Source organism: Gramella sp. Hel_I_59 (assembly GCF_006714895.1).
Classification (GTDB): Bacteria; Bacteroidota; Bacteroidia; order Flavobacteriales; family Flavobacteriaceae; genus Christiangramia.
In genome coordinates this window covers 2,135,406-2,152,026 of the sequence record NZ_VFME01000001.1, presented here as the reverse complement: position 1 = coordinate 2,152,026, position 16,621 = coordinate 2,135,406, and the positions used below count along the sequence as shown (strand labels likewise).

Here is a 16,621-nt window from a genome sequence, read left to right as displayed (position 1 = left end):
ACCAAAGTAACATATTTAATGGATAATTTTCAAATCGAAACTGCCCAAAATATCAATATTCAGCACAATATTGCGGGAGTGGGTGAGAGGATCCTTGCTTTTTTTATTGATCTCGCTATTATCGTGATCTATATGATCCTTTCTGGTCTGCTCATCGCAGGAGCGACCAATGGAGCTGGAGACCAGTGGATGTATTATACAGTTCTTGGGCTTCCCACCATGTTGTACTATTTATTATGGGAAACTTTCTGGAACGGGCAGACTCCGGGAAAGGCGATTCTTGATATCCGCGTGGTACGCAAGGATGGTAGTCGTCCTACCTTTTCTAATTATCTAACCCGCTGGTTGCTTCGATTGATTGATATCTCGGCAAGTAGTGGTGGTGTTGCGGTAGTAACAATCTTATTTACTGGAAAAGGGCAGCGACTGGGAGATCTTGCGGCGGGTACAACGGTTATTACTGAAAAAAAGAAATTCGGTATTGAGCATACGCTGGGTGCTAGTTTTTCAGAAGATTATACTCCTAAATATCCGCAGGTCACCGTACTTTCAGATAAAGATGTGCAGGAGATAAAGAATTTGTACCAAAATGCTAAAGCTGAAGGGCATCACCATATCATTCTGAACCTGAGTAAAAAAGTAGCTGAATTACTGGATGTAAAATTTGAAGAAAGACCTATGGAATTCCTCGATAGAGTGGTGACGGACTATAATTACTACACCAGTCGATAGTTATTCCATAACTTCAATATCCATTTCTATATTATTAACAGGCCATTCAGATTCTCCGGTTTCAACCTGGGAAATCTTTTCAGCTACATCCATACCACTTATTACGCGACCAAAAACCGTATGATCATTGTTTAGATGCGGAGTTCCATTTTTGTTCATAACGATAAAGAACTCAAATGGGGAAGAGGCTTTGCTAACGTTCTGCTCGGCATATTTCGCTGCTGAAAATGCTCCGTAGCTATGTTGATGGCCTGCTTCGTACTCGCTTGGGATCAAATAACCTCCCACGTCACCACGATTATCTGCGGTGATCTGATTGTCTGCATTACCACCTTGGATCACGAAACCCGGTGCAACCCTATGGAAAAAGGTATTATCGAAATAGTCATTTTTAGCAAGCATGATAAAGTTTGCCCGATGCAACGGAGTATCGCGGTATAACTGAACATCTATGTTACCGAATTTTGTTTTGATCCTTATCCTAGTTTCAGGATGCTCATTACCATACTTGCGTAAGACTGGCATCAATTCTTCCTGCGCGATAGGATACATGTCATTCTTCTCGAATTCGGTTTTAGTGTTTGCTTTTTTAATTTCTGCTTTACGAACCTTCAAGATACTATCTCTGGCCTGCTGTGTGGAGTCTTTTTTTCTTTGAAGCTGAAGCTCTTCTGCAGTAGGTTTAGCCGACTTTTCTGAGGAACTTTGCTTATCTTCACAACTTGCGAAAAAGAGAACTGAAAAAATTGTTAGTAAAAGAGACTTTCTAAACATGGAATTCAAAGATTTTAAAAACAGGATTTCAAAGTTAAAAAAAATGCCGTTGCCGGGAGAGGAGGCGCATCGAAAACTGGCTCCAATAATAAGAATAAAAGAATTGGAAGAGCTGGATATGGAGCAGCTAAATCCTCAGGAAGCAGGAGTGATGGCTTTATTCTATCCAGACCTGCAGCAAAAAACCCGGATGGTATTGATCCTTAGAAAAACCTATAAGGGAGTGCACTCCAACCAGGTAGGATTTCCAGGTGGTCGGGTAGAACCAGAAGACAGAAATATGGAACATACCGCCTTGAGAGAAACTGAAGAAGAGGTAGGAGTTCCACAAAATTCAGTAGAAGTGATCGCAAAATTGTCCAGGTTATACATTCCGCCTTCCAATTTCTGGGTTCATCCATTCATAGGAATGCTGGATCATACTCCAGAACTTATTCCGCAGGAATCTGAAGTAGAAGAAATTATGGAGGTGCTTTTAAGCGAATTCCTAAACGATAATAATCTTATAAATGAAACCCTGAGTACCTCTTATGCCACTGAAATTGAAGTGCCAGCCTATAAATTGAATGATAAAATAGTATGGGGCGCCACCGGAATGATCCTGGCCGAAGTTCGAGAAATGTTGCTAAAGATTTAATTTGAGAGATATTACTATATTTGCCCGGTTTGTTAAGGAAATCTAAAAATTTCAACAGGAAAAAATAAGTAGCATGGGATTGTTTAAGAAAAATCCGTTTGGACATTATCAGTTCTTGAAGAAGTGGCTTATTCGCATTTTCGGTGTTTTAACTCACCGACGCTATCGTGGATATAATGAATTGCAGATAGAAGGCTCTGAGATCATCAAGAATCTACCAGATACCAACGTGCTTTTTGTTTCCAATCATCAAACATATTTTGCAGATGTTACGGCAATGTTCCATGTCTTCAACGCAAGTTTAAGCGGGCGGGTAGATAGCATTAAAAATGTCGGGTATATCTGGCAGCCCAAAATGAATATATATTATGTAGCTGCTAAGGAAACCATGCGAGCGGGACTTCTCGCTAGAATTATGGCTTATGCCGGAGCGATCACTGTGGAACGAACCTGGAGAGCAAAAGGGCAGGAGGTAAAAAGAGATGTCAATCCCAACGATACTCAGAATATTGGTACGGCACTCGATGATGGGTGGGTGATCACATTTCCGCAGGGAACGACGAAACCTTTTAAACCTATCCGTAAAGGAACGGCTCATATCATTAAGAATCATAAACCTATCGTGATCCCGATTGTGATCGATGGCTTCCGAAGATCATTTGATAAAAAAGGACTTAGAATCAAAAAACGTGGGATACTGCAAACATTTCAGATTAAGGAACCTCTGGAATTTGATTATGAGAATGACAGTATTGAAGAGATTGTAAAGAAACTGGAATATGCGATTGAACAACATCCTTCATTCCTGAAAGTAATTCCTTCAGAAGAAATACAGGCGATGGAAGACCTGAACGAACAAAGACGTTTCGGATATTAATAAAAAAAGCCGGAATTGATTCCGGCTTTTACATTTACATTTCTAACTTTTTCAATTCCTTGTAATTTCGGTGCAATCTTCGAAGCAGGATTCCGTACACCAGCGTGTAGATCAACCAGATCACTCCGAGTATGACTGCAAGTAGGAGTAAAATCCCTCCAATAAATAGTACCCAATTCTTCCAATCGAAAGCCATATCTGGATCTGCAATTTCTGGGGTCATTGCATGAGTTCTAAAAACGATTATAATGGAAAATATAAAAACAAAAGCACTGGAAATTAGTATGAAGCCTATATAATATTTTACGGTTTTCCTAACTTTTAAAATGGTCTTCATTAAAACTGCAGCACTATCTGTAGCATTAATCGCGCGGTAATTTTTATAGAATTTATAGATAAAATAAAATGTGATTAGGTAAGAAACCACATACGTTATAATTGAGAATAATGTAAGATTATATTTTTCCAGTTTAGCCCAGTATTCATCATCTGTGACAAATATATTCAATGCTGCTCCAAGTCCAAACTCGATAATACTTATAAAGAATATCCATTTCACGATCGAAGAAGAACGCTTCCAGATAAGCTTATATATCTCGTCGTAAGACAGCTGGGGAATAGACTTCTCCTGCTTCTTCCAATCCTTTTTTAATAGATCTAAATTATCCATACGCAATCAAGGATTTATAATGTTTTGTAATTTCGTTTTCACTCTATTCATTTTTACACGTGCATTAACTTCGGTGATCCCAAGAGTTTCAGAGATCTCGGCATAATTTTTATCTTCAAGATAAAGAAAGACCAGTGCCTTGTCGATATCGTTCAATTGTTTGATGGCATCATACATTAGTTTCAAATGTTGTTCCGCAGTATCATCATAAGCTTCGGTTTTTATTTTAAAGTGTACACTATCATAATCCTGGGTTCGTATACTTTTCTTCTTTTTTCGGTAGAGCGTGATCGCTGTATTCAAAGCAACCCTGTACATCCAGGTACTAAACTTTGAATCTCCCCTGAACTTGGGGTAAGCTTTCCATAACTGTATCGTAATTTCCTGAAAAAGATCATTATGTGATTCCTGATCATTGGTATAGATACGGCAGATTTTGTGTGCAATGTTCTGGTTTTGCTCCAGGTTTGTTACAAACTGATGTTCTAGGTCTTTGTTCACGAATCTTCTTGGTTAGCATTAATAGGTAGATAAAAAGCCTGTAGCGTTACAAAAATCTTTAATTTATAGTTAATCCATCTTTCTTTGCTTCTAAGAATCTTAAATTTGAATAAAACCAACCGAAAATGATTATTCCAAAGTCTGATTTACCTAGAGTTGTAGTAGTTGGCGGTGGCTTCGCCGGGCTGGCACTGGCAAGAAATTTATTGAAGCAAGACGTGCAAATGGTCTTGTTAGATCGCCATAATTATCACACCTTTCAGCCATTGCTTTACCAGGTTTCCACTTCGGGACTGGAACCAGATTCGATTGCTTATCCATTAAGAAAAATTACGCGTTCCAGTGATCGCTGTTTTTTCAGACTTACGGAGGTAAAATCAATTTCTGCGGAAAAAAATACCGTTCATACAAGTATTGGTGATATTATCTACGATTATCTGGTCATCGCGACAGGTTCAAAAACTAATTTCTTCGGAAATGATAGTATTGAAGAACATGGGATGTGGATGAAAACTGTACCGCAGGCCCTGAATATCCGTAGTCTTATCCTGGAAAATCTTGAGCAGGCTACCATCACAGATGATCCTGAAAAACGTAAATCATTACTGAATTTTGTGCTTGCCGGAGCAGGACCTACAGGTGTAGAGCTTAGCGGTGCGATTGCAGAACTTCGAAATCATATAGTTCCCAAAGATTATCCTGATCTGGATCCAAACGAAATGAACATTCATCTTCTGGAAGGAATGGGACGCGTATTACCTCCTATGAGTGAACATGCTTCTGAAAAGGCTCAGGAAATGCTGGAAGAACTTGGTGTGAAAGTACACCTGAATACGATGGTTGAAAACTATGACGGTCATTTGGTAACAACCAATACTGAACTGGCTCTTAAGACGGAAACTTTTATCTGGTCTGCCGGAGTGACAGGAGCACCTGTAGAAGGTTTGAATGCTTCAGCCATGGTCGAAAAAGCGAACCGTTACGAGGTTAATGCCTTTAACCAGATCAATGGTTATGAGAATATCTTCGCCATTGGTGATATTGCTTTAATGGCAACCGAAGACTTCCCGAGAGGTCATCCTATGGTGGCTCAACCTGCTATACAGCAAGGGAAACATCTAGCTAAAAACATAAAAAGATTAATCAAAGGAGAGCCTCTGGAAGCTTTTGATTATTTTGATAAGGGAACTATGGCTACTGTTGGTAGAAACAGGGCAGTAGTAGACCTGCATAAATGGAAATTTTCAGGCTTCTTTGCCTGGTTCGTCTGGATGTTCGTGCACCTTTGGTTTCTGGTAGGTTTCCGTAACCGAGCCGTTACTTTCTTTAACTGGCTATATAATTACGTGAATTTTGACAAGGCTGCGAGATTGATCATAAGACCTTTTAAAGGTCATGAAGAACGAATGTCTATGGATAAGGATAAAGCATAAAAAAAAGGCCGTCGTATGACGGCCTTTTTTTAATTTATCTTCTTTCCTTAATTTCCTTATTATAATCTGAAGCTAACGAAGTTTTTTGATTATCGGTAAGTACTTTACCTGCTAACTGAAAAACTTCCTGCTCTTCTTCATCAAGATGGTGGATCAATTGATGTTCCAGATCTTTGGCGATCTTCAGCCAATTGGAAGCATCCATCTCGGTATCTTCAAGTTGTTCCACTAGTTCATCCATCTCGTGATGCTCTGCAACACTATGTCTTGCCTTTTCCTGGGTCATGTCCTTTTCCATTAGCGGAATATAAAAATGGCGCTCTTCAGCATCCTCATGAATTTTTAATTCATGTTTAAGATCTTCAAAGATCTTTTTTCTTTCTTCAGTTTTTCCTTCGGTTTTTATAAGCTTGTCGATCAGGTCACGCTGTATTTCGTGCTCCTGTCTTAATGCTTCAAAAATTGTCATGTGTTTGAATTTTATGATTTGTTTCCAAGATATTCATTTTTATGTTAAAGATTTTCTAATTTACCGAATACATTGGGTATGCAACTAACAGTTCAGCTAGAAGAAATGACAGTTCAGTTACAAAACTTTCAGGAAAAGACAGAAAGAGTACATCTTTGACATAGAATTACACAAATGAAGAACTTATTAAAAATATTAAAGATCAGTGTTATTGTGAGTTTAGTCATTGCTCTACTGGATGCTACATTTAATGGATTTAACTTTATAGCACTTGCCGACTGGGAGAACCTGGCCACGTATTTCTTCTATTCATTTGTTCTTACTTCAATTAATATACTTTACTTCTATTACTTTAATAAAAAGGTAGGTTGGAAAGACGCCGGACTCAAAAGGGCTTTTATAGCTTCTTCCGGTTCGATTATATTGACCTTACTGGGATATTTTCTATGCAGACTAATTGATAAAACAGTTTTTGGAAAACAGCCAATACCGGAGTTTCTCGAGAATGAAAGTCTGAGCTATTATTTCTTTCCGCTACTATTCACCACCATTGTTACCCTCGTTTTTCATCTTATCTATTTTTATAAAGCACTTCAGGAGAAGAGAGTAAAGGAGCAAAAGATCATAGCAGGAACAGCTTCAGCTAAATTTGATGCATTAAAGAATCAATTAGATCCACATTTTCTCTTTAATAGTCTGAATGTGCTTGCTTCCCTAATAGATGAAAACCCATACCAGGCACAACGTTTTACTACCTCACTTTCGAAAGTCTACCGATATGTGCTGGAACAGAAGGATAAAGATCTGGTGCCACTTTCAGAAGAACTGAAATTTGCCAGGACCTATATGAAATTGCTAGAAATGCGTTTTGAAGACAGTATCTTCTTTGAATTTCCTGAGCAATTATCTTCAGAAGAAGCAAAAGTTGTCCCATTATCATTACAGCTGCTACTAGAGAATACCATCAAACATAACGTGGTAAGTGACAGCAGGCCTCTACATATTAAAATTACTGAAGAAAACGGCTACCTAATTGTACAGAACAACTTTCAGAAAAAAGAAGTTCTGGGCGATCGAAAAGGCGTAGGGCTTCAGAATATCGTGAACCGCTATGATGTAGTGACCGAACGAAAAGTATTAATCGAACAAAATGAAGATCACTTCAAGGTGAAACTTCCAATACTAACTAAACAAATATCAATTATGGATTCGACCACTATCAACGAACAAAATGCGTATTTCAAGGCAAAACAGAGAGTAAAGGAGATCAAGGAATTTTATGGAAACCTTATATCTTACTGCGTTGTAATCCCTTTTCTAATATTTATAAATTATTTTACCTACTGGGGTTTCCAGTGGTTCTGGTTTCCATTATTTGGATGGGGAATTGGATTGACCATTCACGGTTTTTCAGTATTTGGCTATGGATCTGACTGGGAAGAGCGTAAGATCAGGGAATTAATGAAAAAGGATCAACAACAGAATAAAAGCTGGAACTAATGGAAATCGATTATAGAAAAGATATGCGCTACAGGCAGGCACAGAAAAGGATCAAAGATATTAAAGGTTTTTACGTCCACCTTATCGTGTATGTATTCGTGAACATAGCCATTTTTGTGGTAAGTACACGCCAGACAGGTTTAGAAGAGGGACTTACCAGGTGGCAGAACTATTCTACACTATTCTTTTGGGGGATAGGTTTATTCGCTCATTGGGCGAGCGTTTTCGGACCAAATTTTATCTTCGGAAAATCATGGGAAGAGCGTAAGATCAAAGAGATCATGGAAAAAGATAAAAAGCAACTTTGGAAATAAACCTGGACTGTGACGAAAGTAGTAATTATTGAAGACGAAAAACCTGCCGCACGACGCTTGCAGAGAATGTTGACTAATTTGGGAATGACTACGGAAGTGATGCTACATTCGGTTAGTGATGCTGTTAAGTGGTTCCAGAATAATCCGGATCCTGAGCTTATATTTCTGGACATCCAGTTAAGCGACGGACTCTCCTTTGAGATCTTTGAACAGGTTTCTCCGAAAAGTGCCATTATCTTCACGACGGCCTACGATGAATATGCTTTGAAAGCCTTCAAATTAAATAGTATCGATTACCTGCTGAAGCCAATTGACGACGAGGAACTGGAAGCAGCAATCACAAAATTTGAAAGTACGAGAAAGAAGGAAGGACTAGATCTCCAGGAAATTAGAAGCATGCTTACCGGACAATCTTCTTTGAAAACTTATAAATCCCGATTTACAGCTCAGGTTGGCCAGCATTTAAAACTGGTTGAAGCCAGCGATATCGCCTGCTTTTATTCTGAAAACAAAGCAACCTATATACATTGTTATTCCGGGAGAAATTATCCGGTTGATATTCCTCTGGAACAACTGGAGGATGAATTAGATCCTGAAAGGTTTTACCGGGTGAATCGAAAATGTATCCTTAATATCAAAGCGATCAAAGACATACTAACCTATTCCAATTCAAGACTTGAAGTGAAGATCGAAAACTTTACTGAATTCCAGATCATAGTAAGCCGGGAACGAGTTAAAGACTTTAAATCATGGCTAAACAATTGATGTTGAAATGTTAAAGTTGATTATTTGAAAACCGCAAGGAAGAAGCTTCCGTATATCTTGATATATAAACTCGGTTTGTTTGAATAATTTTTGGTCGAATTATGTCGATTTGAGTTTTTGATTTTTTTGGTTGGTTAGATGTTAGGAGTGAGGACCCTCGGAAATCCTTCTAACGTTTACAAAGTAAGCCCCACGCATTCGCTTGGGGCTTATTAATTTATATAAGGTGTAATTTGTTTTTATTGATCTAGAAAAACAAAACCCTGCGTTATAACGCAGGGTTCTTAAAATCTATTGGAGTTGTTTTATTTGTTAGGGAGCAGATACTGCACCAAGTACATAGAGTTGTTCCATGGTTGGTGATTCACTACCACCTTCAGGCTCCAGTGTTATACCGAATGCTTCAGACTGGTTTGCATTCTCAAGCTCGAATATTTTGTTGTCGTCTACTTCGTAAGAATCCAGAAGACCTATACTCGTTGGTGTTAAAGGATCCATTTTTAGAGACCATACCTGGTAGACCTTACCTCTAGGAGGTTCAGGTAATTCCTTTGCATCAATGTATGCTTTATTATCTTCTTGGTTCCAGTAAACCGCTGCATATGCTTCAGGAGCTACGTTCTGACCTTTTAGGCTTACCCTGGAAATGTTCTTGCTTCGGAGTATAGCCAAAAGATCTTCGCTTTTTTCTGCGTCTTCACGAATATCAACAATTTGCTGTTCCATTCTGGCGCTGCGTACTTTTTCAGAATTTAGTTGCTCTCTTAGATCATTGTTATCTTCAAACAGGAAGAATAAACCAACTAGTAATAAGATGCTGGCTGCCCATCCAATGTAAGATACCCATGGTGTTCTACTTTCAGTTTCCATAGTAACCACTTCACGATCACCTTTTCCAGAGAGCTTGGTTTTTATACTGGCTAGCAAGGCTTCTGGATTGTAAGGAGCTGTCGCTGCCGAAAGTTTAAGCAATGCTGCCTCAATCTCTTCAACTTCCTTTTCGACTTCAGGATGTTTCTTGAGTACTGCAGATACTTCCCTGCTTTCAGTTTCGGTTAAAGCTCCATAAACATAAAGCTCTAAAATTCCTGATTCTATGTATTCTTTGATTTCCATTCTTATTCAGCTAACATATTCCGAAGGGAATTAATACATGCTCTGTTACGGGTTTTAACCGTGCCCAGTGGCATATCCAGCTCTTCTGCTGTTTCCTTCTGTGTAAATCCTTTAAAGAACAGCAGGTCTATCAATTTCTTACAAACGGGCTTTAAAACATCAATATATTTCTGAATCCCAATTGCATCTGCCTGAGCAGAAAAGTTAGACTTGCTTTCCAGAATATCTACGAAATTATCTGCTGTCAGGTTTTTCTGGCTGTTCTTGTGTCTCTTGGAGCGAAGCTGATCTATAGAAGCATTTCGGGCGATATTTAAGATCCAGGTAAAAAACCTGCCTTTGCTTGAATTGTATGATGAAGCGTTATTCCAGATCTTTAAAAAGACATCCTGTAATATTTCCTCTGCAATATCCTGATCGTTCACTATACTGAATATAATACCGTAAACACTTTCAGAATAAAGCTCATAGATTCTTTCGAAAGCTCTTTGATTACCATTCTGAAGTTCATGGATTAAACCGTCCTGCTGCATAAATAATGTTTAGAAAAAATAAATATAGTTCATAATATGGTATAAAAAAAGCGGCTATTTAGCCGCTTTCAAATAATATTTAATGCTTATTACATTTCAATAACTCCGCAACCAACTCTGGTTCCGGCTGCTCCTGAAGGTTGAGATGTGTAATCATCTACACCATCATGAACGATTACTGCTTTTCCAGCAAGATCTTTATTCTTGTCACCACAATCAAGACACCACTCATCGGTTGTAAGATTAACGGTTCCATTTCCATTCTCGTCAACTTCGAAGTTTCCTATATCACCTTTGTGGAAACCTTCTGAATCACCCCATTTTCCATGGTCTTCACCAGTTGGGTTCCAGTGTCCACCGGCAGATTTTCCATCTGCTGCAGAACAGTCTCCTTTTTCGTGAATGTGAATAGCGTGAGTTCCTTCAGCAAGACCACTAATAATTGCAGTCATAGAAACTTCACCATCTTCCTGGGTAAATACTACATTACCATTAAGATCTGAATTGCTGACAGATTGCAAAGTAACTTTTGCTTTCTTCTTTTCATCATTTTTCTGGCTGTCCATTTCAGAAGACATTTCGGTCTCATTCTGGTCATCCATTTCTTTTTCTTTCTTGTCGTTCTTACATCCTGTGAAAACTAATCCGGCGCAAAGAACTAGAGATAAACTAATACGTTTCATACTGTATCGATTGGTTAAAATTCGGTTTACAGGTCTAAATTAGTCCTAATGTCATGTGCAGCCAAAAGTTTAAGGAGAGCTTAACAATAGAACCATACCCGTTTAATCACGCAATTTGGAATTTATTTTACCGGTAGTGGATAAGGTTTTATGGACCGGGCATTTATCTGCGATCTGCAGCGCACGTTCCAGTTGCTTTTCATCAAGATCACCTTTGATCGAGATCTCTCTTTCGAATGTATCAATTTTAGCACCGGCATCTTCACAATTTTCACAGTCATCAGCATGCTTTTTCGAATAACTAACATGTGTTTCTACATTCTGAATACTCCAGTTCTTCCGGCGCGCATACATTTGAATGGTCATGGAAGTACAGGCGGCAAGTCCCGCGGATACTAACTCGTAAGGAGTAGGACCAAGATCTGCACCACCAACTTTGGCAGGTTCATCTGCTATAAAACTATGATTGCCTGTTCTAATCTGGGTAGTATAGCCATGTTCACCAAGATTTGCGACCACCTCATGATCTGTACTTAGCTCTTCCTTTTCTTCCGAATCTATATAACGTGCAGCCCAGGTAGCGATCAGGTTTCCTGTATATAATGAGTCACTTTTATCACTCAGCATATGGTCTGCTCCGTCAAGGCTAACGAAGCTTTTTGGATGCCACGCAGATCTATACAAATCTTCAGCATGATCTATGGATACAATATTATCTTGTGGAGAATGTAATATTAGCAAAGCTTTTCTAATCTCCTGTAGCGCTGTTGCATCCTCATTATCATCCAGGTCCTTTACAAATTGCTGTTTGATCCTGAATTCTCTACCGCCAATATTTACTTCGGCATAACCCTGTTCTTCGATCTCCTTCATATTGGATTTAAAGTGAGATTTTACGTGGGTAAGATTGGAAGGTGCATTAATGGTAACCATACAACGAATACTTTCCAGCTGTTTCGAGGCAAATAAGGCTGCCGCTCCTCCCAGTGAATGACCAATCATGATGCTTGGCGCATGGTAATTTTCCTCCAGGTACTTAGCTGCAGAAATAAGATCTTCTACATTTCCTGAAAAGTTGGTGTCTTCAAAATCTCCTTCACTATCTCCCAGGCCCGTAAAATCGAATCTTAGCACACCGTAGCCATGTGATGCCAGCGTCCGGCTAATGTTTGTGGGAGCGTGAAAATTTTTATTACAGGTAAAACAATGGGCAAAGATCGCGAAGTTTGTAGGGGTTTCATTAAGTGGTAATTCAAGAACTCCCTTCAGTTCTTTGCCGTCTGCATTTATAAAGCTTATATCCTTCTTATTCATGTATCAATTTTATTTTTTTAAGATACTTTATTTTGTAGAGTATGGGGTATAAAAAAAGCTGCATCAAGCAGCTTTAATTATTATTTAGCAGAATTTGATAATTCCTTGATCTTTATGTTACGATACCAAACCTTGTCATCATGATCCTGTAAGGCAATATGGCCGCTACGATTTGTTCCGAAGCCTTCCCATTCACCAAACTTCGAATTCTTCACCATTTCTTCCCATTCTTCACCATGTACAGGAAATTCAGTAACACGAGTTCCATTTAGTTCTACCCAACCTTTATTCTCTTCGTGATTGATATAGATTGTCTCTTTGTTCCATTCCCCGGCAGGTTTGGTGGCATCTTCACTTGGAGGAACCATATCATATAGAGCTCCTGCAGTTCGGTTTGGACCATTTTTAGCATCTGGGTGCTTTTGATTGTCCAGTACCTGAATTTCTGGTCCGGTTAAATAAGGCTCAGCATATTGTTCCTCTTCCTGAACTGCCCACATCACCCCGCTATTTCCACCTTCGGAAATTTTCCATTCAAAACTCATTTCAAAGTTTTCGAATTCATCTTCAGTAATAAGATTTTCAGAAGATTCTCTTTCTTCAGCTGAAGGAGCAAAGGCGATCACACCATCTTCAACTTTCCACTGGGAGGAGATACTATCTTTATTATATGCTTTCCAACCCTGAAGATCTTCACCATTAAATAGTTCCTGCCATTCCTGCTCTTCTTCCTGCATGGCAACCGACTCCTGAGTGTCCATATTCTCAGCTTCGGTTTCTTTATTTTCGTTCTTACACGCAGTAAGCGCTAATATTGAACAGCCTATAATTGCTAATCTTTTCATTGTTGAGTGTTTAAATTCCTAAAATATTCTTGAGTTTATTTTCATCGATTTCTGAACCTGCAAAATCATCAAAACGCTTTTGAGTTGCTTCAATAATATGCTTCTGAATAAATGGTGCACCTTCTCTGGCACCCTGTTCAGGGCTTTTGATACAGCATTCCCATTCCAACACTGCCCACACGTTACAACCGTATTCAGTAAGCTTAGAAAAAGCATTTTTAAAATCTACCTGACCGTCGCCGGGATGTCTATATCTACCAGCGCGGTCTTTCCAGTCCCCATAGCCACCAAACATTCCTTTTTTGCCCGTAGGTTTGAATTCGGCATCTTTGACATGGAACATTTTTATGAATTCATGATAGTGATCGATGTACTCCAGGTAATCCAATTGCTGTAATACGAAATGGCTTGGGTCATAAAGAATATTCACTCGTTTGTGATTATTGGTAGCCTCAAGAAAACGTTCAAAGGTCACTCCATCATGCAGATCTTCTCCTGGATGTATCTCATAACAAACGTCAACTCCCTGTTCATCAAAAGTGTTCAGGATTGGCATCCATCTGTTTGCAAGTTCTTTAAAACCCATTTCCACAAGTCCTTCAGGTCGCTGAGGCCAGGGGTGAAAAGTATGCCATAACAAAGCGCCACTAAAGGTGCCATGAACATCATTTCCTAAATTTCTACTGGCCTTAGCCGCATATTTTAATTGATCGACCGCCCATTCAGTTCTTGCTTTCGGATTATTTTTATAATCATCTGGAGCAAAATTATCGAACATTAGGTCGTAAGCAGGATGTACAGCAACTAGCTGTCCCTGCAGGTGTGTGCTTAGTTCGGTGATCTCAAGTCCGTAAGAACCTACGGTTCCAGCAAGTTCATCGCAATACGTTTTACTTTCTGCAGCCTTTTTAAGATCTATAAGCCTAGTCTCCCAGGTTGGGATCTGAATTCCTTTATAGCCTAAGTTTGAAGCCCATTTGCACAAACCTTCCAGGGAATTGAAAGGCGCATGATCATCCATAAACTGAGCCAGAAAAACTGCCGGTCCTTTTATTGTCTTCATCATATTATTCTTCTTCCATGCTTACCCAAACATTACCTTGTTTGTGGGAAGCTACTGTTTGTTCTATAAAATGCATTCCTCTATAGCCATCGTGCAATTTGGGATATGAACCTTCAAATTTGCTGTTATCTTTTATTGCCTGCGCTACTCCATAATAGATATTCCCCATAGAATCAAAAATCCCTTCAGGATGTCCTGCAGGAAGTTTAGTTCCCTCAAGGGCGAAGTCGCTGTTATAAGCATGACCTGGTTTAAGGACTTGCAGTGGTTGATCCTCTTTCAATAAATAAAGATAATTCGGGTTTTCCTGTTCCCATTTTAAACCGCCTTTATCTCCATATATCTTGACTGAAAAATTATTTTCTTCACCTGTAGCGATCTGACTTGCTCGTAGTACCCCTTTGATCTTTTCAGAAAAGCGTAAAAGAACGGTGCCGTCAATATCCATAGGATTATCTTCATACAGATAATTAAGATCTGACAGGATATTTTTTACCTGCATTCCGGTAACATACTCCGCCATATTGAAAGCATGCGTTCCAATATCACCAATACAACAGCTAATTCCAGACTTTTCCGGGTCGAGTCTCCATGTGGACGCACGTTTCTCCTTATCATGAATTAACGGATTGATCCAGCCCTGATAGTATTGTACATCTACTTTCTGAATTTCACCTATTTCACCATTTGCGATCATGGTCTTCATCTGCCTGATCATAGGATATCCAGTGTAGGTGTAAGTTACCGCGAAAATCTTGTTGTTTTTTTTCTGAAGTTGATTTAGAATATTCGCTTCTTCGAAAGTGGTGGTCAATGGCTTTTCGCAAATCACATTATATCCATTCTCAAGCAACTGTTTTGCCATTGGAAAATGAAGAAAATTAGGAGTGAGTACCGAAACCACCTGCATTCTATCTTCTTCTGAAAGCTTTGCTTCTTCATCTACAAGATGATCTAGATCACGATAGACTCTTGATGGATCAAGCTGAAGTTTCTTACCAAAATCAAGACTTTTTTGATGATTGGTATCAAATACACCACCTACAATTTCAAACTGGTCGAACATATTTGCCGCGACTCTGTGCAGAATTCCTATTAGAGATTCTTCACCGCCGCCTAATATTCCGAGTTTGATCTTACTCATAATTCATTGTTTAAATTTCAATATCTTTTTTGTCGATCTTTTCGTTCCTGAAAAATAAGGCAAAAAGGAGCAGGACTCCAAATGCAAATGCCGCCGGATATACCCAAATAGTTTCCCATTCGTGCATCTTGTCTCCGGTAACGTACGCATTGGTGATCAAACCAGCGACATAGAAACCTATCAGCATTCCCACGCCATAGGTGGCGAGAGTGATTAATCCCTGTGCAGAACTTTTATACTTTGAGCCGGCTTTAAAATCTGTATAGATCTGTCCAGAAACGAAGAAGAAATCATAGCAGATCCCGTGTAAGGCGATTCCAGTAATAAGCATAAATATTAACTCTCCGGAATTTCCATAAGCGAATAGCAGGTAACGTAAGGTCCAGGCCAGCATTCCAGCGATAATTGTCAATTTAAAACCAAATCTTTTAAAGAAGAAGGGTAGTAGTAATAGGAACAAAACCTCAGAAGCCTGTCCTATAGTCATTAAACCGGTTGGGTTTTCTACTCCAACTTCAGAAAGGAATGGATTTGTATTTTGATAATAAAAAGCCAGCGGAATACAAATAAGTACAGATGCCAGGAAGAACATTAGAAAGTTTCTGTCTTTCAGTAATCCCAGCGCATCCAGACCTAGTGTTTCTACTATACTTACTTTTTTAGATTTATCTGCTGATGGTGGAGTTTTAGGAAGCGTAAAGCTGAAAATTCCTAAAAATGCTGAAGCAATACTTACCATTATAAAGGTGTTTTTCAGCATTCCTTCCTGTCTTGATTCCGGAGAATCCCAGAAGAAAATATAACTGATCACCAGTCCGGCTATGATCCATCCAATTGTCCCGAAAACGCGAATAAATGAAAATTCTTTTGCAGGATCTTTCATCTGGTTAAAGCTTACCGAATTGACAAGAGCCAGGGTTGGCATATAGGCGATCATGTAAGCAAGTACTAACGGATAGAATTCAGCAAAATCTGTGCTTTGATACATAAAGTACATCAAAATTGCACCTGTAAGATGTAAAATTCCAAGGATCTTTTCAGCATTAAAAAACCTGTCGGCGATCATTCCTACAATAAAAGGTGCGATGATAGCTCCCCAGGATTGTGTAGAAAAAGCGGTTGAGATCTGAACGTCTGTTGCATCTAAATTGTAACCGAGATAGGTTCCCAGTGTTACGAACCAGCCACCCCAAATGAAGAATTCTAAGAACATCATTAAGGATAATTGGAAGCGGACTAATTTGCTCATAA

General features: G+C 39.0%; 19 protein-coding genes. 7 read left to right on the top strand and 12 right to left on the bottom strand.

Translation table 11 applies throughout. The features are described 5' to 3' along the window. Nucleotides 1–18 precede the first annotated feature (18 nt). Nucleotides 19–732: an RDD family protein gene (locus tag JM79_RS09770; RefSeq protein WP_141877968.1), complete on the top strand. Its 714-nt coding sequence runs from the start codon at nucleotides 19–21 to the stop codon at nucleotides 730–732. Here the strand turns inward: JM79_RS09770 and JM79_RS09765 are convergent, their stop codons facing one another. Further along, on the bottom strand, nucleotides 733–1,506 hold the full coding sequence (locus JM79_RS09765) for a peptidylprolyl isomerase (RefSeq protein ID WP_141877967.1): 774 nt from the start codon (nucleotides 1,504–1,506) through the stop codon (nucleotides 733–735). Between JM79_RS09765 and JM79_RS09760 the strand changes: the two genes are divergently transcribed. Together JM79_RS09760 and JM79_RS09755 are read left to right on the top strand one after the other, a co-directional pair. After that, nucleotides 1,505–2,143: a CoA pyrophosphatase gene (locus tag JM79_RS09760; protein ID WP_141877966.1), complete on the top strand. Its 639-nt coding sequence runs from the start codon at nucleotides 1,505–1,507 to the stop codon at nucleotides 2,141–2,143. The two genes, JM79_RS09765 and JM79_RS09760, sit on opposite strands and share 2 nt — an antisense overlap. 73 nt (nucleotides 2,144–2,216) lie before the next feature. Then, the gene (locus JM79_RS09755; protein WP_141877965.1) at nucleotides 2,217–3,020 is read left to right on the top strand and encodes a lysophospholipid acyltransferase family protein; all 804 of its coding nucleotides are present in this window, start codon (nucleotides 2,217–2,219) and stop codon (nucleotides 3,018–3,020) included. Between the two features lie 34 nt (nucleotides 3,021–3,054). On the opposite strand, the gene JM79_RS09750 is transcribed toward JM79_RS09755, so the two are convergent. Beyond that, on the bottom strand, nucleotides 3,055–3,690 hold the full coding sequence (locus JM79_RS09750) for a hypothetical protein (RefSeq protein WP_141877964.1): 636 nt from the start codon (nucleotides 3,688–3,690) through the stop codon (nucleotides 3,055–3,057). Between the two features lie 6 nt (nucleotides 3,691–3,696). Next, nucleotides 3,697–4,191: a sigma-70 family RNA polymerase sigma factor gene (locus JM79_RS09745; protein ID WP_141877963.1), complete on the bottom strand. Its 495-nt coding sequence runs from the start codon at nucleotides 4,189–4,191 to the stop codon at nucleotides 3,697–3,699. A gap of 125 nt (nucleotides 4,192–4,316) precedes the next feature. Between JM79_RS09745 and JM79_RS09740 the strand changes: the two genes are divergently transcribed. Continuing rightward, nucleotides 4,317–5,624: an NAD(P)/FAD-dependent oxidoreductase gene (locus JM79_RS09740; RefSeq protein ID WP_141877962.1), complete on the top strand. Its 1,308-nt coding sequence runs from the start codon at nucleotides 4,317–4,319 to the stop codon at nucleotides 5,622–5,624. A gap of 34 nt (nucleotides 5,625–5,658) precedes the next feature. Here the strand turns inward: JM79_RS09740 and JM79_RS09735 are convergent, their stop codons facing one another. Continuing rightward, nucleotides 5,659–6,093 (bottom strand): hemerythrin domain-containing protein, encoded by a 435-nt coding sequence (locus JM79_RS09735; RefSeq protein ID WP_141877961.1) that lies wholly within the window; start codon nucleotides 6,091–6,093, stop codon nucleotides 5,659–5,661. 174 nt (nucleotides 6,094–6,267) lie between these two features. Here JM79_RS09735 and JM79_RS09730 point away from each other — a divergent pair, with 174 nt between their 5' ends. From JM79_RS09730 to JM79_RS09720, 3 genes are read left to right on the top strand one after another with little or no spacing between them, the layout of a single operon-like run. Further along, nucleotides 6,268–7,593, top strand: coding sequence for a 2TM domain-containing protein (locus tag JM79_RS09730; protein ID WP_141877960.1), 1,326 nt, complete (start codon nucleotides 6,268–6,270; stop codon nucleotides 7,591–7,593). Then, nucleotides 7,593–7,907 (top strand): 2TM domain-containing protein, encoded by a 315-nt coding sequence (locus JM79_RS09725; protein WP_141877959.1) that lies wholly within the window; start codon nucleotides 7,593–7,595, stop codon nucleotides 7,905–7,907. Before JM79_RS09730 ends, JM79_RS09725 begins: the two co-directional genes overlap by 1 nt. A 9-nt stretch (nucleotides 7,908–7,916) precedes the next feature. Further along, nucleotides 7,917–8,672, top strand: a complete 756-nt coding sequence (locus JM79_RS09720; RefSeq protein ID WP_260443414.1) for a LytTR family DNA-binding domain-containing protein — start codon at nucleotides 7,917–7,919, stop codon at nucleotides 8,670–8,672. Between the two features lie 312 nt (nucleotides 8,673–8,984). On the opposite strand, the gene JM79_RS09715 is transcribed toward JM79_RS09720, so the two are convergent. From JM79_RS09715 to JM79_RS09680, 8 genes are all read right to left on the bottom strand, one after another. Beyond that, complete coding sequence (locus JM79_RS09715; protein WP_141877958.1) at nucleotides 8,985–9,788, bottom strand: anti-sigma factor; 804 nt, start codon at nucleotides 9,786–9,788, stop codon at nucleotides 8,985–8,987. Nucleotides 9,789–9,790: 2 nt separating this feature from the next. Continuing rightward, a complete protein-coding gene (locus tag JM79_RS09710) occupies nucleotides 9,791–10,321 on the bottom strand; it encodes a sigma-70 family RNA polymerase sigma factor (RefSeq protein ID WP_141877957.1) in 531 nt (176 codons plus the stop codon). A gap of 89 nt (nucleotides 10,322–10,410) precedes the next feature. Further along, nucleotides 10,411–11,004, bottom strand: coding sequence for a superoxide dismutase family protein (locus tag JM79_RS09705; RefSeq protein ID WP_141877956.1), 594 nt, complete (start codon nucleotides 11,002–11,004; stop codon nucleotides 10,411–10,413). Between the two features lie 102 nt (nucleotides 11,005–11,106). Further along, nucleotides 11,107–12,318 (bottom strand): bifunctional alpha/beta hydrolase/OsmC family protein, encoded by a 1,212-nt coding sequence (locus tag JM79_RS09700; protein ID WP_141877955.1) that lies wholly within the window; start codon nucleotides 12,316–12,318, stop codon nucleotides 11,107–11,109. Nucleotides 12,319–12,398: 80 nt separating this feature from the next. Beyond that, nucleotides 12,399–13,163, bottom strand: a complete 765-nt coding sequence (locus JM79_RS09695; RefSeq protein WP_141877954.1) for a DUF1080 domain-containing protein — start codon at nucleotides 13,161–13,163, stop codon at nucleotides 12,399–12,401. Nucleotides 13,164–13,173: 10 nt separating this feature from the next. After that, nucleotides 13,174–14,226, bottom strand: coding sequence for a sugar phosphate isomerase/epimerase (locus JM79_RS09690; RefSeq protein WP_141879223.1), 1,053 nt, complete (start codon nucleotides 14,224–14,226; stop codon nucleotides 13,174–13,176). 4 nt (nucleotides 14,227–14,230) lie between these two features. After that, nucleotides 14,231–15,373, bottom strand: a complete 1,143-nt coding sequence (locus JM79_RS09685) for a Gfo/Idh/MocA family oxidoreductase (protein WP_221625457.1) — start codon at nucleotides 15,371–15,373, stop codon at nucleotides 14,231–14,233. Between the two features lie 7 nt (nucleotides 15,374–15,380). After that, on the bottom strand, nucleotides 15,381–16,619 hold the full coding sequence (locus JM79_RS09680; RefSeq protein ID WP_141877952.1) for a nucleoside permease: 1,239 nt from the start codon (nucleotides 16,617–16,619) through the stop codon (nucleotides 15,381–15,383). Between the last annotated feature and the right edge of the window lie 2 nt (nucleotides 16,620–16,621).